The following is a 25,554-nucleotide window of genomic DNA, read 5'->3' as shown; positions in this document are numbered from 1 at the left end:
ATAGATACCCGCCTTTGCTAGACTAAGGTCGTTCCAACGCGACCCGCCCTACCTCGAGTTCAACGACTCGTCCACGCGCCGCTGCCCGTATTGCGTGCGCTGTCGTCCGGGTCGTGCACTGCCAGCGACCAGCATCGCACCTACACGGAGGAATCGCCGCGTGGAGCTGATTCAATACGCGCTCGACAATATCGACCTGCTGGCCAGTCGTAGCCTCGAGCATATCGCTCTGGTCGGCGTAGCCGTGGGCCTGGCCACCCTGACCGGGGTGCCGATCGGCATCGCCATCACTCGCAACGAGCGTCTGGCGCGCAGCGTGCTCTACGCGGCCTCGATCATCATCACCATCCCGTCCATTGCGCTGTTCGGCATCATGATCCCGATCCTGTCGCTGATCGGTCACGGCATCGGCTACGTGCCGGCAGTAATCGCCGTGCTGCTCTACTCGCAGCTGCCGATCATCCGCAACACCTACACCGCCATCAACAATGTCAATCCGGCGCTGCGTGAGGCCGCCCGCGGCATCGGCATGAGTCCCAACCAGCGCCTGCGCATGGTCGAGATCCCGCTGGCAGTGCCGGTGATCATGGCCGGCGTGCGCACCGCCGTGGTTCTCAATATCGGCGTGATGGCGATTGCCGCCTACATCGGCGCCGGTGGCCTCGGCACCTTCATCAGCCGCGGCATCTCTCAGTCCGACCCGCGCCAGCTGATCGTCGGCGCGATTGCCGTGAGCCTGCTGGCGATCATCGTCGACTACGCCCTGCTGGCGCTGCAGAAGCGCCTGACGCCGAAGGGGATGGAACGCGCCGCGTCCACCGCCTGAGCCCACAGCGCCACTGCCACCAGACAAGGATTACCGCATGATTCGACTCGACAGCCTGACCAAGGTCTTCGACACGCCCAAGGGGGCGGTGGTCGCCGCCGACCATATCAGCATGGAGGTACCCTCCGGCGAGATCTGCGTGCTGCTCGGCCCTTCCGGCTGCGGAAAGACCACCACCCTGAAGATGATCAACCGCATCGTGCGGCCGACCTCGGGCAAGGTGTTCATCAACGGCGACGACACCACCGGCATGGATACCCAGACCCTGCGCCGCGGCATCGGCTATGTGATCCAGCAGATCGGGCTGTTTCCCAACATGACCATCGAGGAGAACATCACCGCCGTGCCGCGCCTGCTGGGCTGGGACAAGGCCAAGTATCGCGAGCGCGCCCGCGAGCTGATGGCGATGATCGCCATGGAGCCCGACGCCTTCCTCAAACGCTACCCCAGCGAGCTTTCCGGCGGCCAGCAGCAACGCATCGGTGTGGCCCGGGCACTTGCCGCCGACCCGCCGGTGATGCTGATGGACGAGCCCTTCGGGGCCATCGACCCGATCAACCGGGCGGTGATTCAGGACGAGTTCCTCAAGATGCAGCAGGCACTCAACAAGACCATCATGTTCGTCAGCCACGACATAGACGAAGCGATCAAGATGGGCGACCGCATCGCGATCTTCCGTGAAGGCCGGCTGGTGCAATACGACACGCCGGATGACCTGCTGACTGCCCCCAAGGACGCCTTCGTCGAATCCTTCCTCGGCGAGGACCGCGCGCTGAAGCGTCTCAATCTGGTCAAGGTGCGCGAGATCGTCTCCGATGAAATCGGCAGCGTGACCCCCGGCGACACCCTGGAAACCGCCCTGGCGCGGATCGACGACTTCGGCTACTCCAACGCCATCCTGATGGTCAACGACAAGCGCCAGCCCGCCGGCATCGTCAGCCGTTCGGTGGCGCGCACCACCAAGGGCTACTGCCGCGATCACTTTCAGAACGTGCCTGCGGCGGTGCATCTCGACGACGACTTGCGCAAGGTCGCCTCGCTGATGTTCGCCCACGACATCACCTGGCTGCCCTGCGTGGATGACGACGGCCGGGTATGCGGACAGATCACCCAGCGTGCCATCACCAGCCACCTGGGCTCACGCTATCGCGCCCACCAGGCCGCCATGGGTTCCGCCGACGCCGCAGCGAAGGAGTGAGCCGATGCCCATTCAGAGCATGAAAGGGGCGCTGCGCGCGCTGCTGCTGCTGGCGGTCTTCGCCGCCGGGGTATGGAGCCACGCCAGTGGCATCATCGATGACTTCCTGTGGCACCTGCCCGACGTCCAGTACCTGGCGGTTGGCCACCTGTGGCTGACCGCCGTGTCCGGCAGCCTGGCGATCTGCGTGGCGATTCCGCTGGGCATCCTGCTATCGCGTCCGTCGATGGCACGCTGGGCAGAAAGCCTGATGCAGGTGCTCAATGTCGGCACCACCATCCCCACCCTGGCGGTGCTGGCCCTGTCGATGAGCTTTCTGGGCATCGGCACCGTGCCGGCAATATTCGGGCTGTTCGTCGCCACACTGCTGCCCATCGCACGCAATACCTACGCCGGGCTCAAGGGCGTCTCGCCGGCGTTGATGGAGGCAGCCGCGGGCATCGGCATGTCGCCTGCCCAGCGGCTATTTCGGGTCGAGCTGCCCAACGCCCTGTACGTGATCTTCGCCGGTATCCGCACGGCACTCGCCATCAATATCGGCACCGTACCGCTGGCCTTCCTGATTGGTGCCGGCGGGCTCGGCGAGCTGATCTTCACCGGTATCGATCTCTACGATCCGGTCATGATGCTGGCCGGGGCCATTCCTACGGCACTGCTGGCGATTCTCGTCGATGCGCTGATCGCCGCCATCGCCTTCTTCGTCGTCCCGCGGGGTGTCAACCCGGCACGCCAGTGACGACGTCGCCTACGACAACATCACCACCAACGACAACATCCCTGATGCAAGGAGAATGACCATGAAACATCTCACCTCAGCACTCACTAGCCTAGCCCTGGCCGGCGTCCTTACTGCTGCGAGCACCACCGCCAGCGCCGACCTGGTGGTGGGTGGCAAGAACTTCACCGAGCAGCAGATCATCGCCAGCATGACCACCCAGTACCTGGAGGCGCTCGGCTACGACGTCGACAACCGCGCCGGCATGGGCTCCGCGGTGCTGCGCCAGGCCCAGGAGAACGGCCAGATCGACCTCTACTGGGAGTACACCGGCACCTCGCTGATTACCTACAACGACATCAGCGAGCGCCTCGATCCCGAGGAAACCTACGCCCGGGTCAAGGAGCTCGATGCCGAGGTCGGCCTGGTGTGGCTCGAGCCATCTGCTGCCAACAATACCTATGCCCTGGCGATGCGCGAGGATGATGCCGAGGAGCGCGGCATCGCGACCATCTCCGACCTGGCCGAGGCGATCAACGACGGCGAGGAGCTGACACTGGCCTCCAACGCCGAATTCTATGCCCGCGACGACGGTCTGCGCCCGCTGCAGGAGATGTATGAGTTCGAGTTCGGCCGCCGCAACGTCAGCCGCATGGATACCGGCCTCACCTATCCGGCGCTGCGCGATGGCCAAGTCGATGTCTCGGTGGTGTTTGCCACCGACGGCCGCATCCCGGCCTTCGACCTGCGCGTGCTGGAAGATGATCTCGAGTACTTCCCGGCCTATGCCCTGACGCCGGTGATCCGCGCGGAGACCCTCGAGGAGTTCCCCGAGCTCGAGGAGCAGCTCAACGCCCTGTCGGCGCTGCTCGACGATGCCACCATGGCCGAGCTCAACGCCCGCGTCGACGTCGAGCGCGAGACCATCGAGCGCGTCGCCGAGTCGTTTCTTGAAGAGCACGACCTGCTGTAACTCTTCAGCTCGGCATCCCTGGCTGGCACACTGCCACCAGCCTACGCTTCGAGAGGCCGCCGTAACTCACATGCCCGATGCCGATCATCTGCACGTCGCCGCCGCCCAGCTCGACTGCCAGCTGGGTGATATCGACGCCAACCTCGCCGACCACCGCCCGCTGATCGAGGCGGCACGTGACGCCGGCTGCGACTTGCTGGTGTTTCCCGAGCTATCGCTGACCGGCTACGGTCTCGGCCGCCGCGTGCTCGACGTGGCCATGCCCGCCGGCGACCCGCGCCTGGCGGAGCTGGCCCGGGCCTGTGGCAGCATGCGTACGCTGGTAGGGTTCGTCGAGGAGGCCAGTCCCGGTGAGTGCTACAACGCCATGGCGCTGCTCCAGCACGGTGAAGTCAAGGCCGTGCATCGCAAGATCAACCTGCCCAGCTACGGCGGTCTCGAGGAGGGCAAGTGGTTCACCCCCGGAAGCGACGTGACCCAGATTGCGCTGGACCGGGGCTGGTCGGCCAGCACGCTGATCTGCGCCGACCTGTGGAATCCGGCGCTGGTGCACGCCGCCCTGCTGGCGCGCCCGGAGGTGCTCTGTGCGCCGATCAACTCGGCCAGCGGCATCGTCAGCCAGGCATTCTCCAACGAGCACAACTGGGCCACCAACCTGCATTTCTACGCCATGACCTATGGCACCCCGGTGGTCATGGCCAACCGCATCGGCTGCGAGGCGGGCAGCCGCTTCTGGGGCGGTTCGCGGATTCTCGGCCCGCGCGGCGAGACGCTTGCCGCGGCCGATGACGGCGACACCTTGCTCCAGGCGCGGCTGTCGCGGCGCGCGATTGCCGAGGCGCGCTTCGAGCTGCCTACTCACCGTGACGCCGACACCCCGCTGATTCGCCGTCTGCTTGACAAAGAGTTGACAAAAAAGGCATGAAAATCATCGGCATCTAACCCTATACTGATACGGCATCGCCGTTTGGATAGACGCAAGACTCAAGGATCATCAAGAAGCCGGAAGCCACTCCCAAAAGAAAGGAACCTACCCATGATGAAGAAGCTCTCTCGAGTCCTCAGCCCGCTGTTGATCGCCTTCCTGGTCCTCGGCAGCCTGCCGGTTGCGGCTGCGCCGCAGGCCGCGCCGGCCAACTCACTGGTCACCACTCAGGATGCCCTGAGCGCCGATCAGGTCAGCGCTGACCGCGAACGCATCAACGAAATGCTCTCCCGCCAGGATGTGCAGGATCAGCTGGTCGCCCAGGGAGTCGATCCAGCCGACGTCGAAGCCCGCGTGGCTGCCCTGTCCGACGCCGAAGTGCGCCAGATGGCCGAACAGCTCGACGACCTGCCGGCCGGTGCCAGCGTGGTTGGAGCGCTGGTCTTCATCTTCGTACTGCTGCTGGTCACCGATCTGCTCGGCCTGACCAACGTCTTCCCGTTCACTCGCTGAGGCAGCCGCATGTCTCATCTGCTTGAACGGCAAGCGCCGCGACAGCAGTCGGAACGGCAAGCATGGAACGCCCGCACTGCGGGCGTTCTGCTGTTGATGGCTGCCTTCCTGCTGCTCAGCGGCTGCGCCACCGGGCCGCGCCTGGCCAGCCCCGTCGAAATGGGGGTCGCCGAGCACACCTATATCGATGGCGTGCCCTTCCACGCCCAGCGCGACTATCAGTGCGGCCCCGCGTCACTGGCCATGGTGCTCAATTATTCCGACGTCGATGTCAGCGTCGACACCCTGATTCCCCAGGTCTTCCTGCCCAATCGCGACGGCAGCGTGCAGCCCGAGATGCAGTCGACGGTGCGCCGCTACGACCGCGTAAGCTTCGTGCTCGACGGCAACTTCACGTCACTGCTCGAGGAGCTCGATGCTGGCCATCCGGTGGTGGTAATGCAGAACCTGTCGCTGCCGCTTTGGCCGATGTGGCACTACGCGGTGGCAATCGGCTACGACCTCGACGAACAGCTGCTGACGCTGCACAGCGGCGAGGAAGCCAACCGGCTGGAGTCGTTCCGCCGCTTCGATGCTACCTGGGCGCGCAGCGAGCGCTGGGCGATGGTCGCCCTGCCCCCCGGTGAACTGCCGGTCAGCGTAGGGCCGCGCCGCGCCATGGATGCCATCGCCTCGTTCGAGCAGGCCAACGACGCCGAGGCGGCGCTGCCTGCCTGGCGCTCGGTAACCGAGCGCTGGCCACAGGACGCCATGGCCTGGTTTGCGCTGGGCAATGCCGAGTATGGCGCCGGCCGCCCGGAGGACGCTGCCGATGCTTTCCAGCATGCCACCGAGCGCCAGCCGGACCTGGCCGTGGCCTGGCTCAACCTGGGGCTGACCCTGGAGGGACTCGGCCAGCGCAGCGAAGCGCATCGGGCGCTGCAGCAGGCCGCCAGCCTGCCCAGCCGCTGGCAGGACGACGCCGAGCAGGCGCTTACCCGTTTCAACGACTGACCCCTACCACCCGCGGCCACCGACGAGCGGCCGCACCACTCAGGAGACCCCCATGCGCATCGCGATCTACGGCACCGGCGGCGTTGGCGGCTACTTCGGCGGCCGCCTGGCCGCCGCAGGCGAAGACGTTACCTTCATCGCCCGCGGTGAGCATCTGGCCGCCATCCAGCGTGATGGCCTCAAGGTGCACAGTATCCACGGCGATTTCCACGTCGTCCCGGCCCAGGCCAGCGAAGATCCGGCGAGCGTCGGACCGGTCGACCTGGTGATCGTTGCCGTAAAGGCCTGGCAGGTGGCCGACGCCGCAGCCGCCATGGCACCGCTGCTCGGCCCGGATACCTGCGTGCTGCCCCTCGAGAACGGCGTCGAGGCCGCCGACCATCTGGCCCGCGAGGTTGGCGCCGATAGAGTCATCGGCGGCCTCTGCGGCATCCTTGCCTGGCGCGAGGCCCCCGGGGTGATCCGCCACGCCGGCATCGAGCCCTTCATTCGCCTCGGCGAACTCGACAACCGCAAGAGCGAGCGGGTGGCCGCCATCCGCGAGTGCCTGGCAGGTGCGGAAGGCATCACCGCCGAGGTTGCCGAGGACATCCAGGTGGCGATCTGGAGCAAGTTCCTGTTCATCTGTGCCATGAGCGGCATCGGCAGCATCAGCCGGGCACCGATCGGCGTGACCCGCCGCCTGCCCGACAGCCGCGCGCTGATCGAGTCGGTGCTCGAGGAGATCTATCGAGTGGGAGTGGCCAAGGGCGTCGCGCTGCCCGACGACGCCGTGGCGCGGGCGATGAAATTCATCGATGCCCTGCCAGAGAAGAGCACCGCCTCCATGCAGCGCGACATCGTCGACGGGCGGCCGTCAGAGCTGGAGTCGCAGAACGGGGCGGTGGTGCGCCTGGGGATCGAGCTCGACGTGGCCACCCCGGTCAACCGGGTGATCCACGCCGCGCTGCTGCCCCAGGAGCTAGCGGCCCGGGAGGCCGGGGCTAAATGACTCAGTCGCGCTGGTAAGTGCCGACCAGGCGGTTCATGCCCAGCAGGTGCGGCTCGACCTTCTCGAGCAGCTGGCTGAGCGTCAGCCCGGCGGGCAGCTCGAGCTCGGCGTCCAGCGCCAGCACCCAGAAATAGTAGAGATGCAGGCCATGCCCTTCCGGGGGCATCGGCCCCATGTAGCCGTCGCCCCCACCGTCGTTGACCCCGACAGTACCGCTGTCGGTGGCTTCCTCCAGCGAGGTCACCGAGGCCGGCAGGTTATACAGCACCCAGTGCACGAAGCCGTACTGCCCCTCCTTCACCAGCGGCGCATCCGGATCGTGGCAGATCAGCGCATAGCCCCGTGTGCCCTGCGGCGCGCCTGACCAACTCAGTGCCGGCGAGACGTTGTCGCTCTCACCCGTGTACTTGCTGGGAATCTTGCCATGATGGGTAAAGGCCGAACTCTCTAACTGCATGGTCGAGGGTGCAAATGCCATCGTGGTCGTCCTCCTTGCTATCGCATCAATATCATGGGGGTTCAGCATCGAAGAAGCCTAGATGACTGTCAACGCTCAGAGGGGCGGCTGGCGGACACACCCCAGCACCGCAGCAGCACGCTCTCGGCGCGCCGCAGGCGCCTGTCGAGGTAGTCGCGGGTCTCCTGCTGGCCCGGCGTCTCGTCATTGGCCCAGATCCGCAGCGTGGCAACCAACAGCGCCGTCAGGCCGATCTCCTCGACCTGGGCGCGGCGCGAACCGTACGGCGCCTCGAGCATCGCCGCCTCGCGCAGCCACTGTACGGTTCGCGAGAGATCGAAAACCATCGGCACCCAGGTATGCAGGTGTGGCGGGTGTGCCTTGCTGCGCAGCATCTCGACGCTGACGCGGCGATGCGCCGCCAGTGCATCGAACCAGGCCAGCAGGCAGTGCTCGATACGCTCGCGGGCCGCCCAATCGGCAAACCCGTCGGGCTTCTCGGCGAGCATGGCGCGCCAGCCGCCCAGGAACCAGGCGTCGGCCACGGCGTCGAGATCGCGGTAGTGGTCGAGCACTGCGGCGGCCGGTATCTCCAGCGCTGCCGCCACGCGGGTCAGCTCGACGCCCTCCCAGCCCTTCTCTTCGGCCATCTCGAGGGCCTCAACCAGAATCCGTTCGGCGAGGGAATCAGCGTGGCCCACTTCATGGTGAATCGGCGTCATTGCCATCGGTGTCCTCCTGACGCGATGTTGCCTGTGCTATTACCATAGGCTCCATCCCACCCAGGAGGAAACCAGCATGTGGCAACAAACGGAGATTCGCCTGGACCCACGCGCTCGCGGCTTTCATCTGATCAGCGACGAGGTGGTCGCCGCTATCCCGGCACTGGGCGATTGCGAGGTTGGGCTGCTGCACCTGCAACTGCTGCACACCTCGGCGTCCTTGACGCTCAACGAGAACGCCGACCCCGACGTGCGTCACGACATGGACGCTTTCCTGCGGCGCCTGGTGCCCGGCGACCTGCCCTACTTTCGGCATACGCTCGAAGGCCCCGACGACATGCCCGCCCACGTTGCCGCCAGCCTGTTCGGCACCCAGCTGACCCTGGCGGTGCGCGGCGGGCGCCTGGCCACCGGCACCTGGCAGGGCATCTGGCTCGGCGAGCACCGTGACCAGGGCGGGCCACGGCGCCTCATCGCCACGCTGCAGGGCGAGTAGCCAGACCGTTCAGGCCTTCTTGACGAACTTCGAGGTGAGCTTCAGCGCCCCGATCCCCTCTACCTTGCAGTCGAGGTTGTGGCCGCCCTCGGCGTCACCCTCGATCAGGCGGATGCTCTTGACCTTGGTGCCGACCTTGATCACCGAGGAGGAGCCCTTGACCTTGAGGTCCTTGATCACCGTCACGCTGTCGCCGTCGGCCAGCGGATTGCCATGGGCATCGCGGGCTTCCAGCGCATCGTCCTGGCCTGCCGCCGCGTCATCGCCAGGCATCCATTCATGGCCGCACTCGGGGCACACGTACTGGATGCCGTCATGGTAGGAAAACTCCGACGCACAGGCCGGACAGTTGGGCAGATCGCTCATGCGGGCTCCTGATGATAGGGATGGCAAAAGCCCGCAAGCCTACACCGCCGAGGGGCAAGGCTCCACTGCCGCCTTTGCAAGCGGCTGGCGGGGCTGCTAGGTTGGACGCATATTCATTGCATGGGAGGTAAGCGGATGGATCCCGCCGTCAATAGCGTCGTAAGCGAGTCGCTGGTGCTGCAGCAGGCCCAGGCCGCCCAGCACGCGCAGATGCAGGTGTTTCGTGAGGCTCTGGATACACAGCAGCAGCAGGTCACCGCGCTGATGGAGTCGGCCTCGGCAGACCCCCAGCTGGCCAGCGAAGGGCACATCGGCACCTTGATCAACACCATCGCCTGACCCGCCCAACGCCTGTTCATCCCCTCGAGCCCCGGTACTGCCGGCGGCTCGTTTTCGTGTGAGCCCGTCATGACCGCAACACCGCTTACCCTTGATGTCTTCAGCGACTATGTGTGCCCCTTCTGTTACCTGGAAGAGCCCGAGCTCGACGCCCTGAGCGCCCGCTTCGGCGACCAGTTGACGATCCGCTGGCGCGCCTTCGAGCTGCGCCCCGCGCCGGCGCCGACCCTCGACCCCGACGGCGACTACCTGCACGATATCTGGTCGCGCGCCGTCTACCCCATGGCCAAGGAGCGTGGCATGACGCTGCGCCTGCCGCGCCTGCAACCGCGCTCGCGGCTGGCGCATGAAGCCAGCGCCTGGGCAGCCGACCAGTCGCGCGAGGCCGCCGCCACGCTGCGCCACGCGCTGTTTCGCGGCTTCTTCGAAGACAGCCTCGACCTGGCCGATGGCGAAGCACTCTGCGCAACCGCCGGTTCGCTGGGACTCGATAGCGACGGCCTGCGCCAGGCGCTGGACGAGGGGCGCTATCGCCAACAGGTGCTCGACGATCAGCATGCCGCAGGGGAGCTCGGGATTCAGGGGGTGCCCGGCCTGCGTTTCGCCTTGAACGGCGAACACGCCGGCATCCTGGAAGGCGCCCAGCCGCGCCGACAGCTGCTGCTGGCGGTGGAGCGCCTGCTGGACCTGGCCCAGCAGCGCTGAGCATGGCGCCGCGTCCGATCCTCGTGCTCGGCGGGACCGGCTTTGTCGGCCGCGCCATCGTCCGCGAGCTGGTCGAGCGCGGGCATCGCGTCCGCCTTGCCGCGCGCCACCCCGCGCTGCCCGAGTGGCACGACGCGAGCGATCCGCTTGGGCTGGTGCACGCCGATATCCACGATGAGGTGAGCCTCGCCGCAGCGCTGGAGGGTGCCAGGGGTGTAGTAAATGCGGTGAGCTGCTATGTGGAATCCCGCGGCGCAAGCTTTCAGTCGGTACATGTCGAAGGTGCGGCGCGACTCGCATGCCTGGCGCAGCAGAGCGGTATCAGCACCCTGGTGCAGCTCTCCGGGATCGGCGCCAGCCTCGACTCCCCCTCGGCCTATGTCCGCGCTCGCGCCGCCGGCGAGCATGCCGTACTCGAGCACTTCCCCAAGGCGACGATCCTGCGCCCCAGCGTGCTGTTCGGGCCGGATGACGCCTTCCTCACCGCCCTGCAGGGCCTGACGCGACTGCCGCTGATTCCCCTGTTCGGCCGCGGCGAGACACGCCTGCAGCCGCTGCATGTCGACGATCTGGCCCGCGCCGTGGGGCGGCTGTTCTCATCCTCCCCACCGGCGCGGCGGCTGTTCGAGCTGGGCGGCCCCGAGGTACTCAGCTACCGCGAGATCCTCGAGCGGGTGATGCACTGCCAGGGGCGGCATCGAACGCTGCTACCGCTCCCCTTCGTCGCCTGGCGGCTGCTGGCCGCGGTGACCGGCTGGCTACCCAATCCACCGCTGACCCGCGACCAGGTGCTGCTGATGCAGCAGGACAACGTGGTTGGCGCCGACACCGGGCGCTGCGAAGACCTTGGCATCCTGCCTCGCTCGCTGCACCAGACCCTCGAGACGCTACGCTGACCCTCACGGTGACAGCGTCGGCATGGCACCGCCACAGCCCCGGAACACCTCGCCATCGCGGGTCACCCGCACCGACGTCTCGAAGGGTGCGCCGCTCATGCTGTCGCGACACGCCTCGGGGCTGATCACGACGCGCAGATAGTTGCCCTCGGTAGTGGCGTGATAGACCCGCGATCCCTCTTGGGGTCCGTCCTCCGGCTCGGGCAGCGCAGTGCGCACATCGCGGTCGTCGAACGGCACCGAGAGACGCATGCCCTCTGCGCTGATGGCCAGGTTCCAGGCAGGCTCGGTACCGGTGGCGCGGAAGCCGTCGTCACGCTCCAGCTCGAAGAACACGCCATCCCAGGGAGCGAGTGCACGCGTGTCATCTAGCATCAGCAGCGTGCCGCCCAGGGTCGGCCACTCGCCGTCCTCACAGTCGAGGCGATGCCGCGCCACCTGCTCCCGCCCTTCGAAAGGCGCCAGGTCGCCCGCCTGGAGGCGGAAGTCATCGCGAACCTGGTTGACCGGCAGCACCTCGCCGATATGGGTCAGCGACTCACAGTAGTGCTCGCCGAGGGCGAACCAGTCGTCGCTGATGCGCAGCCGGGCCCCCAGCCAGCTGTCGGCCTGTTCCTCGCTCATGGCACTGACGCCGGGTTGATGGAAGTCCACCAGCCGCCATTCGCCCACGAGTGCCGCATAGTCGCGGCTCAGGTCGGGCTGCTCGGTGGCGTTTCGGGTTTCGCCATCCTGCTCGCCACCGCAGGCACTCAGGCCCGCCAACAGCAGCGACGCCCCGATCATCCGTAATGTCTTGCTCACGCTCGTGCTCCTGGTGATTGCCGTCTCCCGCCGCAGCGAGAGCCCTCAGGATACCGCATCTGACAACGCGGCATGAGCACGGGGTTGGGTATCTGTGCGAAGCGCTTCGCGATCAATCCGGCAGTCGCCCCTCACGGGCCAGGCGTCTGCGCACCCAGCGGTCGTAACACCAGGTCAGCGGCGCCTTGACGCCCGGCAGACCCATCAACCAGGCCAGCGGTTTGAGGCGCGGCACGCGCTGCATCAGCAGCACATAGGCATCGATGCCGTCGACGATGCGCCCCGTATGGTCCTCCACGTGCAGCGACAGCAGCGCCGCCTGGGGATCGATGCCCTTGTCGCGCAGCGTCTGCTGATAGGTGGTCACATCGCACCAGGTGACCTGCTCGCCCGCCTCACCAGCCCAGCGTTCATAGCGAGCTCGGTCGCGGCGGCAACCGGGGCAGACGCCATCGTAATAGACCTTGAGCGAGCCTGTTGGCGACACGATATTCTCCCTGCTCGATGCCCGTGGGGCAGCCGTCATACCAGGTGGGGCTGCAGCCACTCACGCAGCTGCGCACCATTCAGCAGCCCAGGCTGACGGGCCACTTCGTAGCCATCGCGGAACACGATCAGCGTGGGAATGCTGCGGATGCCGAAGCGACCGGCCAGCGAGCGCTCCTGTTCGGTATTCAGCTTGGCAAAGCGTATGTGGGCTGTCAGGTCGCGAGCAACCTCGGCGAAAATCGGCTCCATCATCTTGCATGGGGCGCACCAGCTGGCCCAGAAGTCGACGACCACCGGCAGGCTGCTGCGCTCGACCAGTGCCGAGAAGCTTGCCGCCGTGAGCGCCAGCGGCTCGCGACTCAGCAACAGCTGCTTGCATTTGCCGCACTTGGGCGCATCGCTCAGGCGGGCGGGACTGACGCGATTGATCGCCAGGCAGTGGGGGCAACCGAGGGTAAAGGCATCGCTCATTGGGAGACTCCATCCATACCACTGCCGGCGAGAATAGCCGGCACTGAGGCACTGCCGTCAGGCTATCACGACATGGGTAACTCGCTTCGATAATCCAGGTTAAGCCTGCATGCCATCACCACAGCCCCAACTGCGTCGACAGCCATCGCCCAGGCATCAGGGTGCCGGCGAAGGCACCCAGCAGCCCCAGGTAGGCGCCCAGCATCCACTCGCGGTGCCGTTGCACTTGGCCGCGAACGATTGTCGCGACGGCCACCGTCAGCGCCACCAGCACCCATGCCGAGAGCAGGTGTATCGGCCCCAAGTGCCCCACCAGCGGTAGCACTCCACCGCCCAGCCAGAATGAACTGAGCGCTGATAGCGCCATGGCAGCGACCCATACCACGCCCAACGAACGATGCCACGGCGTGCCCTTGCGCAGACATAGCACCAGGGCGCCCACCCCCAGCGCAAGCAGAGAAGAAGTGAGATGCAGCGTCAGCGTCATGTTGCCTCCGGACCGCCCGCATAAATGCAACTAGTTGCATAATGCTAGTCAACGCCGACCTGATATGCAACTATGCACATATCAAGCCGAACCAGAGGCAAGCATGTCACTACGCGCCGTTCTGTTGATCACCCTGCAACGCGAACCCGGAACCGGTTACGACGTACTGCAGCGCTTCAAGGCCGGCCTCGCCCACGTCTGGCAGGCCAGCCACCAGCAGATCTACCGTGAACTCGACAAGATGCGCGGCGCAGGGCTGCTCGACTGCGAGACCGTGCCCCAGGCCGAGCGCCCCGACCGCAAGGTCTACTGCATCACCGCCAGCGGGCGCGCCGAACTCGATGCCTGGCTGGCTGTCCCCCTCGGCCCCAGCCCCGTACGCCAGCCACTGTTCGCCAAGTTCTTCGCCTGGGACGCCTGGCCGGCCGACGCCCGCCAGCAGGAGCTCGTCGCTCTGCAGGAACAGCTTGAAGAACGTATGCAGGCCTATGCGGCCATCGAACAGGAGTGGTTCAGCGACCCACAGGGGCTAACACCAGCCGAGCGCGCGCCCTGGCACACACTAAGACTCGGCCAGCGACTGACTGAGGCCTGGCTGGCGTGGATCGAGGAGGTACAGGCGGAAGGAGAGTGCGTCAGCGGCTCTCACGCTCAGTGAAACGGCGTGGTGCTCTTAACCCTGGTTCGTAATCCTCAGAGTAAGACCTTTCTGGCGCCAAGGTCATGCATCATCCAACTCTTTGCTCCCAACAGAATACTCGCAGAAAGATTGTGGGTACTGCTCAATTTGCCAGGTCAATTCCTTGGTTCGCCCTCGCTTCCCAGCAGCCGCGCCCTGGCAGCGACCATGGATTGATGCAGTTTGGCCTCCAGGATCTCTCTAGACGGCAGTACTGTTAAGTATTCGGCTACATGGATGCCGCTCTTGTCCAGTTCCAATAGTTCGATTTGCTCGCGCTGCTTGCCAGCACAGAGAATGATTCCCAGCGGCGGGTTCTCGCCGACCTCCTGTTCATGGCGGGCCAACCAGCGCAGGTAGAGTTCCATCTGGCCCTTGTACTCGGCCTTGAAGCGCCCGAGCTTGAGATCGATGGCCACTAACCGCTTCAGCTTACGGTTGTAGAACAGTAGGTCGATGTAAAAATCTTCGTCGTCGATCTGGATGCGCTGCTGGCGCCCTACGAAAGTGAAGCCGGCACCTAACTCCAGCAGGAACTGTTCGATCTCGCGCAGGATGGCATCTTCTAGATCGCGTTCAAGATAGCGGTCATTAAGGCCGAGGAAGTCAAGCAAATAGGGGTCCTTGAGCAGCAACGCAGGCGAAGCCTGCCCTTCCTCCCGCAAGGTAGTGAGCTCTCGGCGGATAGTCGCTTCGGGCTTCTTCGAGATGGCACTACGCTCGAAAAGCATCGACTGGATACGCTCCTGAAGCTGCCGAGACGACCAGCCCTCGAGCTGAGCCAGCTCCAGATAGAACTCACGCTTGAGCGGATCCTCCAGGTAGACCAGGATCTTGATATGGGTCCAGCTCAACTGTCTCCGCAGCGCAGAGACTCTTTCCTCGCCATAATCTGCCCGCTGCTGGCACAGGATTTCGCGATAAATACGGCTGCCTAACTGCCAGTACAGCAGAGTCAACTCGGCATTGATTGCCACCGCCGCACGCTGGCGCGCACCATCTATCAGCTCTCGAAGCTCGGCTACCAGCGCAGGGTCGGTGACCGCCTTGTCGCTCATATCAGCCTTATCCTTCCGGTTAGCAGCACATACCGTGTCAGGTACCTGTACCAAGATGTCGTAGTGGTAGATCGTAGAGCGCACGTATCGAGCCAAGAACGAGTGCTCAGTGGGCGCTAATCATTAAAACGCTCAGGCTCAAGCATCTTTTGAGAATAGCTTGTGAAACAAACGTTCGGATTCCTTCAAGCCCTCATCGGTGAGCAGCACAGACTTTGCTTTACCTACCGGGCTTTCGATCAGTCTTTTCTCATGCAGCCTTCCCATCGCATCCCAATCGAAGGATTCCCAGGCACGTCCCGGATCGTGCAACGTCAAGTACAGTAGCGCCAGTACGGCCTCATCAAACTTATCTTCGTCAACGTCCATGGCTGCTCCTCTGGTGAGGCATCCGCTTGAACCCACATTTTCGTCAACACCGGAAGGATCACGCAAGCGTAAGCCACCTCAGCCCTTGGCGACCAGGAATGCCCCGGCGGCGACCATCAGCGAGCCGGCGGAGCGATTGGCGCCTTTCATGGCGCGCTCGGTCTGCAGAAAGCGGCGTGCACTGGAGGCGCCGGACGCCACCAGCATCAGCCCTGTCATCAGCCCGATGAAGGTGAGGCCGACCACCAGCCCCATGTCGGCGCTGCCCAGCACGGTAAGATCGATAAAGGTAGGCAGAAAAGCGATATAGAAGAGGATCACCTTGGGATTGGAGGCAGAGATCAGAAAGCCCTGCAGGAAGCCTTTAACGACATCCACGCGCCGCTGTTCCGGGGCCAGCGGTTCGGCCTTTACCGGGGCGGTCCACATCTTCCAGCCCAGATAGAACAGGTAGGCAGCGCCGAGATAGCGGACCAGCGTAAACGCCTCGCTCCAGTTCTCGGCGATGGCGGCCAGGCCGTAGAAGGCCAGCAGCAGGTAGATCAGGTCACTCACTGTCATGCCCAGGGCCAGGGAGACGCAGGAGCGCGCACCAGACGCCATTCCCCGCGCCAGCAAGGCGAAGATCCCGGGTCCCGGGGTCACGGCGAAGACGAAGATGGCAAAGAGATAGAACAGCGCGCTTTCCAGGGACATGAGCATCCTGCCGGCAAATCAGTGGAACACCGAAAGCTAACACGCGGCGTGTGAAACGTCTTGTCCGGAACTCTCGCCATCGGTAAGGCGCTGTTCGCCCCGCACGCTTGTCAGCGTACGGGGCGAGCAGTCAATTCGAGGGAAAGGAGAAATCGGCGCCGTCACGCTGCAGGGGCCTTGGCCAGCGCTGGGAGATCGCCTTGCGGCGAGTGTAGAAGCGCACCGCGTCGGGGCCGTAGGCGTGGAGGTCGCCGAACAGCGACTCCTTCCAACCGCCGAAGCTGTGAAACGCCACTGGTACCGGCAGCGGCACATTGATGCCGACCATGCCCACTTCGATGCTATCGGCAAAGCGCCGGGCGGCTTCACCATCGCCGGTGAACAGGCAGGTGCCGTTGCCGTACTGATGGGCATTGATCAGCGCGATGGCGTCGTCGAAGCTCGTTACCCGCACCACGCAGAGCACCGGGCCAAAGATCTCGTCGCGGTAGATGCTCATCTCCGGCGTTACCCGGTCGAACAGGCTGGCACCCAGGAAATAGCCTGGCGAGGCTGCCACCAGCGGATGCTCGCGGCCATCCACCAGCAGTTCGGCGCCAGACGCTACGCCCTGCTCGAGATAGCCGGCGACCTTGTCGCGGTGGCTGGCGTTGATCAGCGCGCCCATGTCCAGGCCATGCTCGGTGCCCGTGCCGATTCTCAGCTCGCGAGCCTGGCCGGCGAGCTTCTCGACCAGCGCATCGGCGGTGGCATCGCCCACGCACACCGCCACCGAGATCGCCATGCAGCGCTCACCGGCACTGCCGAAGGCGGCGCCGACCAGGGTATTGGCGGCGTTGTCGAGGTCGGCGTCGGGCAGCACCACGGCGTGGTTCTTGGCACCGCCCAGCGCCTGGACGCGCTTGCCCTGCTCGGCGCCGCGGCGATAGATGGCCCTGGCCACCGGGGTAGAACCGACGAACGACAGCGCGCGCACCTCCGGGGCATCGATCAGGGCCTCCACGGCTTCCCGATCACCATGGACTACGTTGAAGATCCCCGCCGGCAGGCCGGCCTCCTCGAGCAGCTCGGCCATCTTGATCGCCGCCGAAGGCACCTGCTCGGAGGGCTTGAGGATAAAGGCGTTGCCACAGGCAATAGCCATGGGATACATCCACAGCGGCACCATGGCCGGGAAGTTGAACGGCGTGATGCCAGCAACGATACCCAGCGGCTGGTGGTTCGACCAGGTATCGATCTCCGGCCCGGCATTGTGGGAGTACTCGCCCTTGAGCAGCTCCGCCACGCCGCAGGCGTAGTCGACGTTCTCGATGCCGCGCTTGAGCTCGCCCATGGCGTCTTCCGGCACCTTGCCGTGCTCTTCGCTGATCAGTCGGCAGATCGCCTCTGCATCGCGTTCGAGCAGCATCTTGAAGCGGAACATGACCTGGGCGCGCTTGGCCGGCGGCGTGTCGCGCCAGGCCGGGTGGGCGGCACGCGCGGCGTCGATGGCTCGGGCAACCAGCGTCGCGTCCCCCAGGCTCAGACGGCGAATGGCGGCCCCGCTGGCGGGATTGGTCACGTCGATGAGTCGCTCGCCGGTGAGCGCTTCGCCGCCGATATGGTGGGGTACAACGGGCAATTCAGCAGTCATGAAACGGTCAATCCTGATTAAAAGTGGCGGCCGAGCAGCACATCATCGAAGGGATAACCGCTGAGCTTTTCGATGCCGGTCTCGGTGACCAGCACCTCCTCCTCAAGCTTGACGCCGTCGGCGGCGTCGACCTCACCGATATAGCTCTCCACCGAGACCACCATGCCGGGCTCGAGGATACCGTCCTTGGAGAAACGGTCGAAATCCATGTGGTGGGCAACCAGCGGCGTCTCGCCATGCATGCCCACGCCGTGGATGATCGACGGGTAGCGGCGGTCGAGGAAGCGCTCGGGGATCTTCCAGGCTTTCTCGGCGATCTCGCGATAGCTCATGCCCGGCTTGAGGATCGCCATGTTGTGGTGCACCTGCTCATGGGCCATCTGGTAGAGGCTCTGCTGATAGCCGCTGGGCCTGCCGGGGCCGACGTGGAAGGTGCGCGAGAAGTCCGAGTAGTAGCCGTGGCAGCCGATGGTGTCGGTGTCCAGCGCGACCAGTTCGCCGGCGCGGATCACCCGGTCGCTGGCTTCATTGAACCAGGGGTTGGTGCGCGGCCCCGAGGACAGCAGCCGGGTCTCGATGAACTCGCCACCCTGGCGGATTACCTCGCCGTAGAGGATCGCGAACAGATCGTTCTCGCGCATACCCGGCTTGATGGCGGCTTCCACCTCGGCCACCGCGGCCTCGCTGCCGGCCATCGACTGAGCCAGGCAGGCGATCTCCTCCGGCGTCTTGATGCGCCGACAGTGCAGGGTGTCCTGCATGCAGTCGTAGACGTCGAGCCCCTGGGCCTCCAGCGAGCGCGCCAGGTTGAGCGCGCAGCGGTCGAGCCCGATCTTCTTGTTGCCGCCACCATGGGCCTCGATCAGCTCGGCGATCTCGACGCCGAAGGGGTCACTGGAGAGGTTGTCGCGCTGGTTGACCGCCGACCACACCACCTTGGAGGTGCGCGCCTCGTCGATGGTCTCGAGCCAGGTGGAGACGTGGGCGCTGCCGGGATATTCGAAGAGGATGATCGGCCCGTCCAGCGGCACGTAGATATAGCGCGAGGAGTTGCGCAGGAAATAGCCGAACATGTTGCGCGAGCCGGTGGCATAGCGCTGATTGTAGGGGTCGAACAGCACCACCGCGGCATAGCCCTGCTCGGCCATCATGCCGCGCAGGCGCGCCAGGCGCCCGGCGCGCAGCCGCTTGGGGTCGAAGGCGGTGGGGATGCTGTCGCCGTTGGCCATCGGCGCCGAAGGCACCACCGGGATCTTGTCGGGCTCGTTATCGGACAGGTTCTCGAATTCTACTATGCTCATGGAATCTCTCTATGCGGTGCGATCGGCTCGAAACGAGGGTTCAATCGGCCAGGTTGTCGGTGCGCGTCATGCCTTCGCGCAGGAGCTGTTCGTGGATCGGCGCCATGCGCCCGAAGATACGCTGGGCACGCTCGGGGCGGCCGATGAAACCGGGCTCCTTGGCATAGGCGAAGATCACCGTATGGCGCTCCTTGTCGCCCTCCACCGGGGTCACGCGGTGCAGCGAGTAGCGGCCGAAGAAGATCTGCAGGTCGCCGGGCTCCAGCGCCAGCGAGGTGAGCCGAGCGCGGTCGCCGTCGAGCACTCGCTCGACGGCGGCGAAGTTCTCGCCCTCGGGGCTGCGAATGCCGGGCGCGTATTCGAAGCGCCCGCCGCCGTGGGACTGACGAGTCATCATGGTGACGATGAATTCGTTGGTGTCGTAGTGCCAGGGGTGCTGGCAACCCTCGCGCAGCACGTTGATCACCAGGCCGGCGAGCGGATCGGCGTACTCATGGATCTCCTGCATGCCGACCACGCTGGCAATGAAGCGCTGGAAACCGGCGTGCTCGTAGACCTGGCGAATGATGGTCTCGCTGCCGATGCGGTCGCCGGCGACGAAGCCGTTGGTGCGATCGTCAAAGCGATTCTTGGGGTGCGTGGCCGGCAGCTCGGGGTCGCCATCGCTGTTGTAGGGGTTGGTCTCGGTCTGGTTGTAGTGGGCCTCCGGCGACAGCCGTTCGGTCTCACGCTCGAGCCGTTCCAGGGCCGCGGCGGGCACAAAATTCTTGAGTACCACGCAGCCATCGTCGGCGAGCTGGGCGCGGCACTCCTCGATCAATGCCTTGCCGGCAGCGCTGTCGAGGTCCTCGATGGGGTAGCGGACCAAGTCGATCAGCCCGTCGAGGCCGTTAAATGAACTGTCGTCGTTGCGGGGGGCGGTGGCGTGCATGTTGATGACTCCTGCCATTGGCTAGCGTATTGGACAGGGTAGAGAGGCAGGTTCGATAATAGAAATGAATGGTTAAGATAAAACGCATTTCAGGAGCTCATAGATCATGGACACCGACCTGCTGCGCGCCTTCGTCACCGTCGCCGAATGCGAGGGATTCAGTGCCGCCGGCAAGGTGCTGCACCGCACCCAGTCGGCGGTAAGCCTGCAGATCAAGCGCCTCGAGGACCGCATGGGCGAGGCGCTGTTCGAGCGCACCAGCCGTAGCGTGATCCTGACCCCGGCCGGCGGCCGCCTGCTGCCCTATGCACGGCACATACTCAAGCTGCAGGATGAAGCGATCCAGGTAATGGGCGCCGAGCGCAAGGGCGAGCTGATACGCCTGGGCACCTCGGAGGAGCAGGCCAGCACCTACCTGCCGGAGCTATTGCCGCGTTTCGCCGCGCGCTATCCGGACGTGCGCCTGGAGGTGGTGTGCGACATCAGCGCCGCCCAGGTGCACGCCTTTCAGGAGGGGCTGCTGGACGTGGTATTGGCGATCCGCCATATGCCGACCCAGTCGGGCCAACTGCTCGGCCGCGAGCCGCTGGTGTGGGTGGTCGCCGAGCACACGCGGCTCGATGCCTGGGAGACGCTCCCCCTGGCGCTCAACCCCGAGGGCTGCATCTTCCGCGCCCACGCCTTCGCCGCCCTGGGCCGCGAGGACCGCCGCTGGGACGTGCGCTACTCGAGCCAGTCCCCCACTGGCATCAACCTGCCGGTGCAGGCCGGCCTGGCGCTGACGGTGAAGACCCCGCGCAGCGTGCCACACGGGTGTCGTATCGTCGGCGCCGACGAAGGGCTGCCGGAACTCGGGCATGTCGACATCGAGCTGCACCGCACACCGGGCCATGCCAGTGAAGCATTGAGCGCCTTCTGCGACGAGCTGGAGCAGATCGTCACTGCCACCGAGTCGCTGGAGTGCGTGGAGTACGTGACGAGCGACGCCTCGTAAAAAAATTCATGTTTCTCATCAAGACCAACGCTATTGCGATTTTTTGCCTAGCATGAAGAATGTCGCCCTTTCATTCATTAGCAAAGGAAGGCGAGCGTCATGAATTTCACGCTACCCGGGTTTCTCAGCGGATGGGTCGACGCCGGCAATGGCCTGCTATGGGGCAGCGTGCTGATCTATCTGCTGATCGGCACCGGCCTCTATTTCACGGTCATGACCCGCGGCATCCAGATCCGCTACTTCGGCCATATGTTCAAGCTGCTGCGTCACTCCCGCGAAGCCAGCGGCGGTATCTCGTCGTTTCAGGCGCTCTCCACCAGCCTGGCGGCGCGGGTCGGCACCGGTAACCTGGCCGGCGTGGCGGTGGCGATCTACTTCGGCGGTCCCGGTGCGATCTTCTGGATGTGGATGACGGCAATGGTCGGCATGGCCACCAGCTTCGTCGAGTCGACCCTGGCCCAGGCCTACAAGACCGACCACGGCGACAATACCTTCCGCGGGGGCCCGGCGCGCTACATCGAGCGCGGCCTGGGGCTGCGCTGGCTGGCGGTGGCCTTCTCGGTGTGCCTGATCATCGCCTTTGGCCTGGCCTTCAACAGCGTCCAGGCCAACTCCATCGCCCAGGCCATGGAACAAGCCTTCTCGATTCCGACCTGGGCCATGGGCCTGATGCTGATGGCGGTGGTGGCGCCGATTATCTTCGGCGGCCTGAAATCGATCGCCCGCGTCGCCGAGCTGGTGGTGCCGCTGATGGCGCTGCTCTATTTGTTGCTGGCACTGGTGGTGGTGGCGCTCAACGTCAGCGACCTGCCAGCGGCGTTCATGACCATCATCAGGAGCGCCTTCGGCCTCGAGCAAGCCGCCGGGGGCGCCATCGGCTATGCGGTCTCACAGGCGATCATCAACGGCATCCAGCGCGGCCTGTTCTCCAACGAGGCGGGCATGGGCTCGGCGCCCAACGCTGCGGCCACCGCCACCACCAAGCCCAATCACCCCGCCGCCCAGGGCTTCATCCAGATGCTCGGGGTGTTTCTCGACACCCTGGTGATCTGCACCGCCACCGCGGCGATCATCATCATGGCCGGACCGGACGTCATGGCCAGCGACGAGGCCAACGGCATCCAGCTGACCCAGATCGCACTGTCTAGCCACGTCGGCGAGTGGGGCAGCATGTTCATTGCCGTGGCGATCCTGCTGTTCGCCTTCACCTCGGTGATCGCCAACTACTCCTACGGTGAGTCCAACATCGAGTATCTGGCCGGGCGCCGCGCCCCGCTGGCGGTGCTGATCTACCGCCTGGCGGTGCTGGCCATGGTGATGGTGGGCTCGGTGGCGAGCCTCGGCGCGATCTGGAATTTCGCCGACCTGTCCATGGGCATGATGGCGCTGATCAACCTGGTAGCGATCCTGCTGCTATCGCCGATCGCCTTCGCCCTGCTGCGCGACTACGATCGCCAGCTCAGCGCCGGCCTGGAGCCGGTGTTCGATCCCAGCCGCTTCCCCAAGCTGGCCGACAAGGTCGACCCCAAGGCCTGGCCCAAGCGCTGAGTCGCGCCCCCCAGGCCCGCAACGCCACGGCAAACCGCCGTGGCGTTTTGCCATTCCCGCGTGGCTGCTAGGCTAGCGGGATGAAAACCCTGCTGATCGTCGCCCATACCCCCTCCGCCAATACCCTGGCGTTGCGCGAGGCCGCCGAACGCGGTGCACGCCACCCCGAGATCGAGGCCGTTGAGGTCGTGGTCAAGCCGCCGCTGGAGGCAGGTCCCGAGGACGTGCTGGCCTGCGATGCCATCTTGCTCGGCACCACCGAGAACCTCGGCTACATGAGCGGCGCGCTGAAGGACTTCTTCGACCGCAGCTACTACCCGCTACTCGAGGAGAAGCGGGGCCTGCCCTGCGCCCTCTATGTGCGCGCCGGCCTCGACGGCACCGGCACCCACCGCGCGGTGGAGGGCATCGTCGGCGGCATGGGCTGGAAATGGGTGCAGGCGCCGCTGATCCTGCACGGCGAGTGGCAGGAGGCGTTCCTCGAGCAGGTCGAGGAACTGGCCATGAGCCTGGCCGCCGGACTCGATGCCGGTATTCTGTGAGCCCAACCACTGCCGACACGGCGTTTCCCCAAACGCCGAGAGCCCACTATGCTCTGAATAGACGCTCGCTTCGCCAGCCAACGATGTCAAGACTTCGCCCTCGACCCGCCTAGCCTATCGGCAGGCCGATGGCCGCTCCAGGAGTTCACCATGCCTATCGTCCTGAGCCCATCGAATGACAAATGCTCATCGCGCTGGAAACCCTCCTGTTGCATCGCTGCCAGCATGGTCGCCTTTACGCTCCTCCCCCCGGTGGCCCAGGCCGAGGAGACACGAATCACCATCGGCACCGCCAGCCCAGCGGGCGTCTACCACCTCGCCGGACGCACGCTGTGCCGCATGCTGACGAATCCGTGTGACGCCCAGACGAGCGACGGCTCAGCCGAGAATCTCGCTAACGTGCGCGAGGGTGTCGTCAACGTCGCACTGGCCCAGTCCGACCTTCAGCACTATGCCGTTACCGGCGAGCAGGGCTTTGCCGAGATCGGCGCCGATGACAGCTTGCGTTCACTGTTCTCGCTCCACGGCGAGCCCTTTACGCTAGTCGTCCGAAGAGACAGCGGTATCCAACACTTCGACGATCTATACCAGCGGGCTGTCAACGTCGGGAACCCAGGCTCCGGTCAGCGCGGCACCATGATGACCCTACTGGAGGCCAAGGGCTGGTCGCTGGATGACTTCAGCCTGGCCAACGACTTACCGGCCGACCAGCAGTCGTTGGAGCTATGCCATGGCAACGTCGACGCCATGGTGTACACCGTGGGTCACCCCAACGACTCGGTGGCGCAGGCCATCCGCCTGTGTGATGCGATGCTGGTCGATGTCGAAGGCGAGGAGATCGATCGGCTGGTCGATGCGCTTCCCTACTTTACGCCGGCCGCCATTGCAGCGGGGGTCTACGCCGATGATCAACCGGAAATACATACCTTTGGCGTGCGCGCCACCCTGGTCGCCTCAGCGAATACAGAGAATGAGCTGATCTATCAGTTGGTGGCTGCTGTGTTCGATGACCTCGAAACGCTCAAGGCGTATCACCCAGCCTTTGACGAACTGACCCCGGAGCAAATGATCAGCGAAGGACTCTCCGCGCCACTGCACGACGGCGCCCTGCGATACTACCGCGAGCAGGGCTGGATCGCGGATGAAGACGAGGCTGAATCTGACAACAACACCGCAGACTGAGCACGCAAGCGTCTGACACATCACGCAAAACGGCACCCCGTAGGGTGCCGTTTCAAGCGCTTATTGTGGGTTACGCTTAGCGTAGGCGTTCAAACACCGTCGCCACGCCCTGCCCCATGCCGATACACATGGTGGCCAGGCCGAGGCTGGTCTGCTGCTGCTGCATGACGTTGAGCAGCGTGGTGCAGATCCGCGACCCCGAGCAGCCCAGCGGATGGCCAAGGGCAATGGCGCCGCCGTTGAGGTTGACCTTGTCGTCCATGGCATCGAGGAAACCGAGGTCCTTGAGTACCGGCAGGCCCTGAGCAGCGAAGGCCTCATTGAGCTCGACGGTCTGGATGTCGTCGGCGGTCAGGCCGGCGGCCTTGAGCGCCTTCTGCGAGGCCGGCACCGGGCCGTAGCCCATGATCGAGGCGTCGCAGCCGGCCACGCCGGTGGAGAGCACCTTGGCGATCGGCTCGAGGCCCAGCGCCTGGGCGCGCTCATAGCTCATCACTGCCATCGCCGAAGCACCCACCGAGAGCGCCGAGGAGGTGCCCGCGGTGACGGTACCGTTGCGCGGATCGAAGACCGGCTTCAAGCCGGCCATCGACTCGAGGCTGGCATCGGCGCGAATCACTTCGTCGCGGTCGACCCGCACCCGGAAGCCGTTGCCGTCATGCCCCTCGACGCCGATGATCTCGTTGTCGAAGCGGCCGTCATCCAGCGCCGCCTGGGCGCGCTGGTGGGAGCGTACGCCGAACTTGTCCTGCTCCTCGCGGCTGATGCCGTGCATCTTGCCCAGCAGCTCGGCGGTCAGGCCCATCATCATCGCCGCCTTGGCGGCATACTTGCTGGCCGCCGGGTTGACGTCGACGCCGTGGGCCATGGGCACGTGCTCCATATGCTCGACGCCGCCGATGAGATAGAAGTCACCCATGCCGGCCTTGATATTGGCCGCCGCGATATGCAGTGCGGTCATCGATGAGCCACACAGGCGATTGACGGTCTGGGCCGGCACCGTACGCGGGATGCCGGTCATGATCGCCGCGTTGCGGGCGATGTTCATCGACTGCTCGAGGGTCTGGTTGACGCAGCCCCAGATCACGTCGTCGACTTCCGACGGGTCGAGGTTGGCGTTGCGATCGAACAGCGCCTGCATCACCGCGGCAGACAGGTTTTCGGCGCGCACGTGACGGAAGGCGCCGTTCTTGGCCTTGGCCATGGCGGTGCGTACGCCGTCGACCACCACGATGTCTCTCGGATTCAAACTCAT

At 65.1% G+C, this 25,554-nt stretch carries 31 protein-coding genes; 17 read left to right on the top strand and 14 right to left on the bottom strand.

The window, feature by feature from the left end:
• Positions 1-160: 160 nt before the first annotated feature.
• The 8 genes from QC821_RS16070 (at position 161) to QC821_RS16035 (ending at position 7,134) form a co-directional block, all read left to right on the top strand.
• The gene (locus QC821_RS16070; RefSeq protein ID WP_309723694.1) at positions 161-826 is read left to right on the top strand and encodes an ABC transporter permease; all 666 of its coding nucleotides are present in this window, start codon (positions 161-163) and stop codon (positions 824-826) included.
• Positions 827-863: 37 nt separating this feature from the next.
• The gene (locus tag QC821_RS16065; RefSeq protein WP_309723692.1) at positions 864-2,024 is read left to right on the top strand and encodes an ABC transporter ATP-binding protein; all 1,161 of its coding nucleotides are present in this window, start codon (positions 864-866) and stop codon (positions 2,022-2,024) included.
• A gap of 4 nt (positions 2,025-2,028) precedes the next feature.
• On the top strand, positions 2,029-2,760 hold the full coding sequence (locus QC821_RS16060; RefSeq protein WP_309723691.1) for an ABC transporter permease: 732 nt from the start codon (positions 2,029-2,031) through the stop codon (positions 2,758-2,760).
• A 61-nt stretch (positions 2,761-2,821) separates the two neighbouring features.
• Positions 2,822-3,712: a glycine betaine ABC transporter substrate-binding protein gene (locus QC821_RS16055; protein WP_309723690.1), complete on the top strand. Its 891-nt coding sequence runs from the start codon at positions 2,822-2,824 to the stop codon at positions 3,710-3,712.
• 70 nt (positions 3,713-3,782) lie between these two features.
• Positions 3,783-4,637 (top strand): nitrilase-related carbon-nitrogen hydrolase, encoded by an 855-nt coding sequence (locus tag QC821_RS16050; protein ID WP_309723688.1) that lies wholly within the window; start codon positions 3,783-3,785, stop codon positions 4,635-4,637.
• A 114-nt stretch (positions 4,638-4,751) separates the two neighbouring features.
• Complete coding sequence (locus QC821_RS16045; RefSeq protein WP_095623354.1) at positions 4,752-5,150, top strand: PA2779 family protein; 399 nt, start codon at positions 4,752-4,754, stop codon at positions 5,148-5,150.
• 9 nt (positions 5,151-5,159) lie between these two features.
• Positions 5,160-6,143: a PA2778 family cysteine peptidase gene (locus QC821_RS16040; RefSeq protein WP_309723686.1), complete on the top strand. Its 984-nt coding sequence runs from the start codon at positions 5,160-5,162 to the stop codon at positions 6,141-6,143.
• 52 nt (positions 6,144-6,195) lie between these two features.
• Positions 6,196-7,134 carry a 2-dehydropantoate 2-reductase gene (locus tag QC821_RS16035; protein WP_309723685.1) on the top strand — a complete coding sequence of 313 codons (939 nt, stop codon included), beginning with the start codon at positions 6,196-6,198 and terminating at the stop codon, positions 7,132-7,134.
• A 1-nt stretch (position 7,135) separates the two neighbouring features.
• Here QC821_RS16035 and QC821_RS16030 read toward each other — a convergent pair whose 3' ends face one another.
• Positions 7,136-7,612: a YbhB/YbcL family Raf kinase inhibitor-like protein gene (locus QC821_RS16030; RefSeq protein ID WP_309723683.1), complete on the bottom strand. Its 477-nt coding sequence runs from the start codon at positions 7,610-7,612 to the stop codon at positions 7,136-7,138.
• A gap of 68 nt (positions 7,613-7,680) precedes the next feature.
• A complete protein-coding gene (locus QC821_RS16025) occupies positions 7,681-8,319 on the bottom strand; it encodes a hypothetical protein (RefSeq protein WP_309723681.1) in 639 nt (212 codons plus the stop codon).
• A gap of 70 nt (positions 8,320-8,389) precedes the next feature.
• Between QC821_RS16025 and QC821_RS16020 the strand changes: the two genes are divergently transcribed.
• Positions 8,390-8,809 (top strand): secondary thiamine-phosphate synthase enzyme YjbQ, encoded by a 420-nt coding sequence (locus QC821_RS16020; RefSeq protein WP_309723679.1) that lies wholly within the window; start codon positions 8,390-8,392, stop codon positions 8,807-8,809.
• Between the two features lie 9 nt (positions 8,810-8,818).
• Here QC821_RS16020 and QC821_RS16015 read toward each other — a convergent pair whose 3' ends face one another.
• Positions 8,819-9,175 (bottom strand): zinc ribbon domain-containing protein YjdM, encoded by a 357-nt coding sequence (locus QC821_RS16015; protein WP_309723678.1) that lies wholly within the window; start codon positions 9,173-9,175, stop codon positions 8,819-8,821.
• A gap of 135 nt (positions 9,176-9,310) precedes the next feature.
• Between QC821_RS16015 and QC821_RS16010 the strand changes: the two genes are divergently transcribed.
• From QC821_RS16010 to QC821_RS16000, 3 genes are all read left to right on the top strand, one after another.
• The gene (locus tag QC821_RS16010) at positions 9,311-9,514 is read left to right on the top strand and encodes a putative motility protein (RefSeq protein WP_309723676.1); all 204 of its coding nucleotides are present in this window, start codon (positions 9,311-9,313) and stop codon (positions 9,512-9,514) included.
• Between the two features lie 69 nt (positions 9,515-9,583).
• The gene (locus QC821_RS16005; protein WP_309723674.1) at positions 9,584-10,219 is read left to right on the top strand and encodes a DsbA family oxidoreductase; all 636 of its coding nucleotides are present in this window, start codon (positions 9,584-9,586) and stop codon (positions 10,217-10,219) included.
• A 2-nt stretch (positions 10,220-10,221) separates the two neighbouring features.
• Entirely contained in the window at positions 10,222-11,115 is an 894-nt protein-coding gene (locus tag QC821_RS16000) for a complex I NDUFA9 subunit family protein (protein WP_309723672.1), read from the top strand.
• Positions 11,116-11,118: 3 nt separating this feature from the next.
• Here QC821_RS16000 and QC821_RS15995 read toward each other — a convergent pair whose 3' ends face one another.
• The 4 genes from QC821_RS15995 to QC821_RS15980 form a co-directional block, all read right to left on the bottom strand.
• Positions 11,119-11,919: a COG3650 family protein gene (locus QC821_RS15995; RefSeq protein WP_309723670.1), complete on the bottom strand. Its 801-nt coding sequence runs from the start codon at positions 11,917-11,919 to the stop codon at positions 11,119-11,121.
• 112 nt (positions 11,920-12,031) lie between these two features.
• Positions 12,032-12,406, bottom strand: a complete 375-nt coding sequence (locus QC821_RS15990) for a thiol-disulfide oxidoreductase DCC family protein (protein ID WP_309723668.1) — start codon at positions 12,404-12,406, stop codon at positions 12,032-12,034.
• A gap of 35 nt (positions 12,407-12,441) precedes the next feature.
• The gene (gene trxC / locus QC821_RS15985) at positions 12,442-12,879 is read right to left on the bottom strand and encodes a thioredoxin TrxC (protein ID WP_309723665.1); all 438 of its coding nucleotides are present in this window, start codon (positions 12,877-12,879) and stop codon (positions 12,442-12,444) included.
• A gap of 115 nt (positions 12,880-12,994) precedes the next feature.
• A complete protein-coding gene (locus QC821_RS15980; protein WP_309723664.1) occupies positions 12,995-13,366 on the bottom strand; it encodes a DUF2306 domain-containing protein in 372 nt (123 codons plus the stop codon).
• 103 nt (positions 13,367-13,469) lie between these two features.
• Between QC821_RS15980 and QC821_RS15975 the strand changes: the two genes are divergently transcribed.
• Entirely contained in the window at positions 13,470-14,024 is a 555-nt protein-coding gene (locus QC821_RS15975) for a PadR family transcriptional regulator (protein ID WP_309723662.1), read from the top strand.
• 137 nt (positions 14,025-14,161) lie between these two features.
• On the opposite strand, the gene QC821_RS15970 is transcribed toward QC821_RS15975, so the two are convergent.
• From QC821_RS15970 to QC821_RS15945, 6 genes are all read right to left on the bottom strand, one after another.
• Positions 14,162-15,103 carry a PDDEXK nuclease domain-containing protein gene (locus tag QC821_RS15970; protein WP_309723660.1) on the bottom strand — a complete coding sequence of 314 codons (942 nt, stop codon included), beginning with the start codon at positions 15,101-15,103 and terminating at the stop codon, positions 14,162-14,164.
• Positions 15,104-15,241: 138 nt separating this feature from the next.
• On the bottom strand, positions 15,242-15,472 hold the full coding sequence (locus QC821_RS15965; protein ID WP_309723658.1) for a DUF6429 family protein: 231 nt from the start codon (positions 15,470-15,472) through the stop codon (positions 15,242-15,244).
• A gap of 78 nt (positions 15,473-15,550) precedes the next feature.
• Positions 15,551-16,168: a LysE family translocator gene (locus QC821_RS15960; RefSeq protein ID WP_309723656.1), complete on the bottom strand. Its 618-nt coding sequence runs from the start codon at positions 16,166-16,168 to the stop codon at positions 15,551-15,553.
• 130 nt (positions 16,169-16,298) lie between these two features.
• Positions 16,299-17,801, bottom strand: coding sequence for a CoA-acylating methylmalonate-semialdehyde dehydrogenase (locus tag QC821_RS15955; RefSeq protein WP_309723654.1), 1,503 nt, complete (start codon positions 17,799-17,801; stop codon positions 16,299-16,301).
• A gap of 17 nt (positions 17,802-17,818) precedes the next feature.
• The gene (locus tag QC821_RS15950; RefSeq protein ID WP_309723652.1) at positions 17,819-19,102 is read right to left on the bottom strand and encodes a M24 family metallopeptidase; all 1,284 of its coding nucleotides are present in this window, start codon (positions 19,100-19,102) and stop codon (positions 17,819-17,821) included.
• A 40-nt stretch (positions 19,103-19,142) separates the two neighbouring features.
• On the bottom strand, positions 19,143-20,033 hold the full coding sequence (locus QC821_RS15945) for a HalD/BesD family halogenase (RefSeq protein ID WP_309723651.1): 891 nt from the start codon (positions 20,031-20,033) through the stop codon (positions 19,143-19,145).
• A gap of 106 nt (positions 20,034-20,139) precedes the next feature.
• On the opposite strand from QC821_RS15945, the gene QC821_RS15940 reads away from it, so the two are divergent.
• The 4 genes from QC821_RS15940 (at position 20,140) to QC821_RS15925 (ending at position 24,299) form a co-directional block, all read left to right on the top strand.
• Positions 20,140-21,027: a LysR family transcriptional regulator gene (locus tag QC821_RS15940; RefSeq protein WP_309723649.1), complete on the top strand. Its 888-nt coding sequence runs from the start codon at positions 20,140-20,142 to the stop codon at positions 21,025-21,027.
• A gap of 99 nt (positions 21,028-21,126) precedes the next feature.
• Complete coding sequence (locus tag QC821_RS15935) at positions 21,127-22,575, top strand: alanine/glycine:cation symporter family protein (RefSeq protein ID WP_309723647.1); 1,449 nt, start codon at positions 21,127-21,129, stop codon at positions 22,573-22,575.
• A gap of 80 nt (positions 22,576-22,655) precedes the next feature.
• A complete protein-coding gene (locus QC821_RS15930) occupies positions 22,656-23,117 on the top strand; it encodes a flavodoxin family protein (protein WP_309723646.1) in 462 nt (153 codons plus the stop codon).
• A gap of 150 nt (positions 23,118-23,267) precedes the next feature.
• On the top strand, positions 23,268-24,299 hold the full coding sequence (locus QC821_RS15925; RefSeq protein ID WP_309723645.1) for a TAXI family TRAP transporter solute-binding subunit: 1,032 nt from the start codon (positions 23,268-23,270) through the stop codon (positions 24,297-24,299).
• A 76-nt stretch (positions 24,300-24,375) separates the two neighbouring features.
• On the opposite strand, the gene fadA is transcribed toward QC821_RS15925, so the two are convergent.
• Entirely contained in the window at positions 24,376-25,554 is a 1,179-nt protein-coding gene (gene fadA, locus QC821_RS15920) for an acetyl-CoA C-acyltransferase FadA (protein ID WP_309723643.1), read from the bottom strand.

It is taken from the genome of Franzmannia qiaohouensis (assembly GCF_031451695.1).
In the GTDB taxonomy this organism is placed as follows: Bacteria; Pseudomonadota; Gammaproteobacteria; order Pseudomonadales; family Halomonadaceae; genus Franzmannia; species Franzmannia qiaohouensis.
Note: the sequence above shows the minus strand (reverse complement) of the source record. Positions and strands in the feature narration are given on the sequence as shown.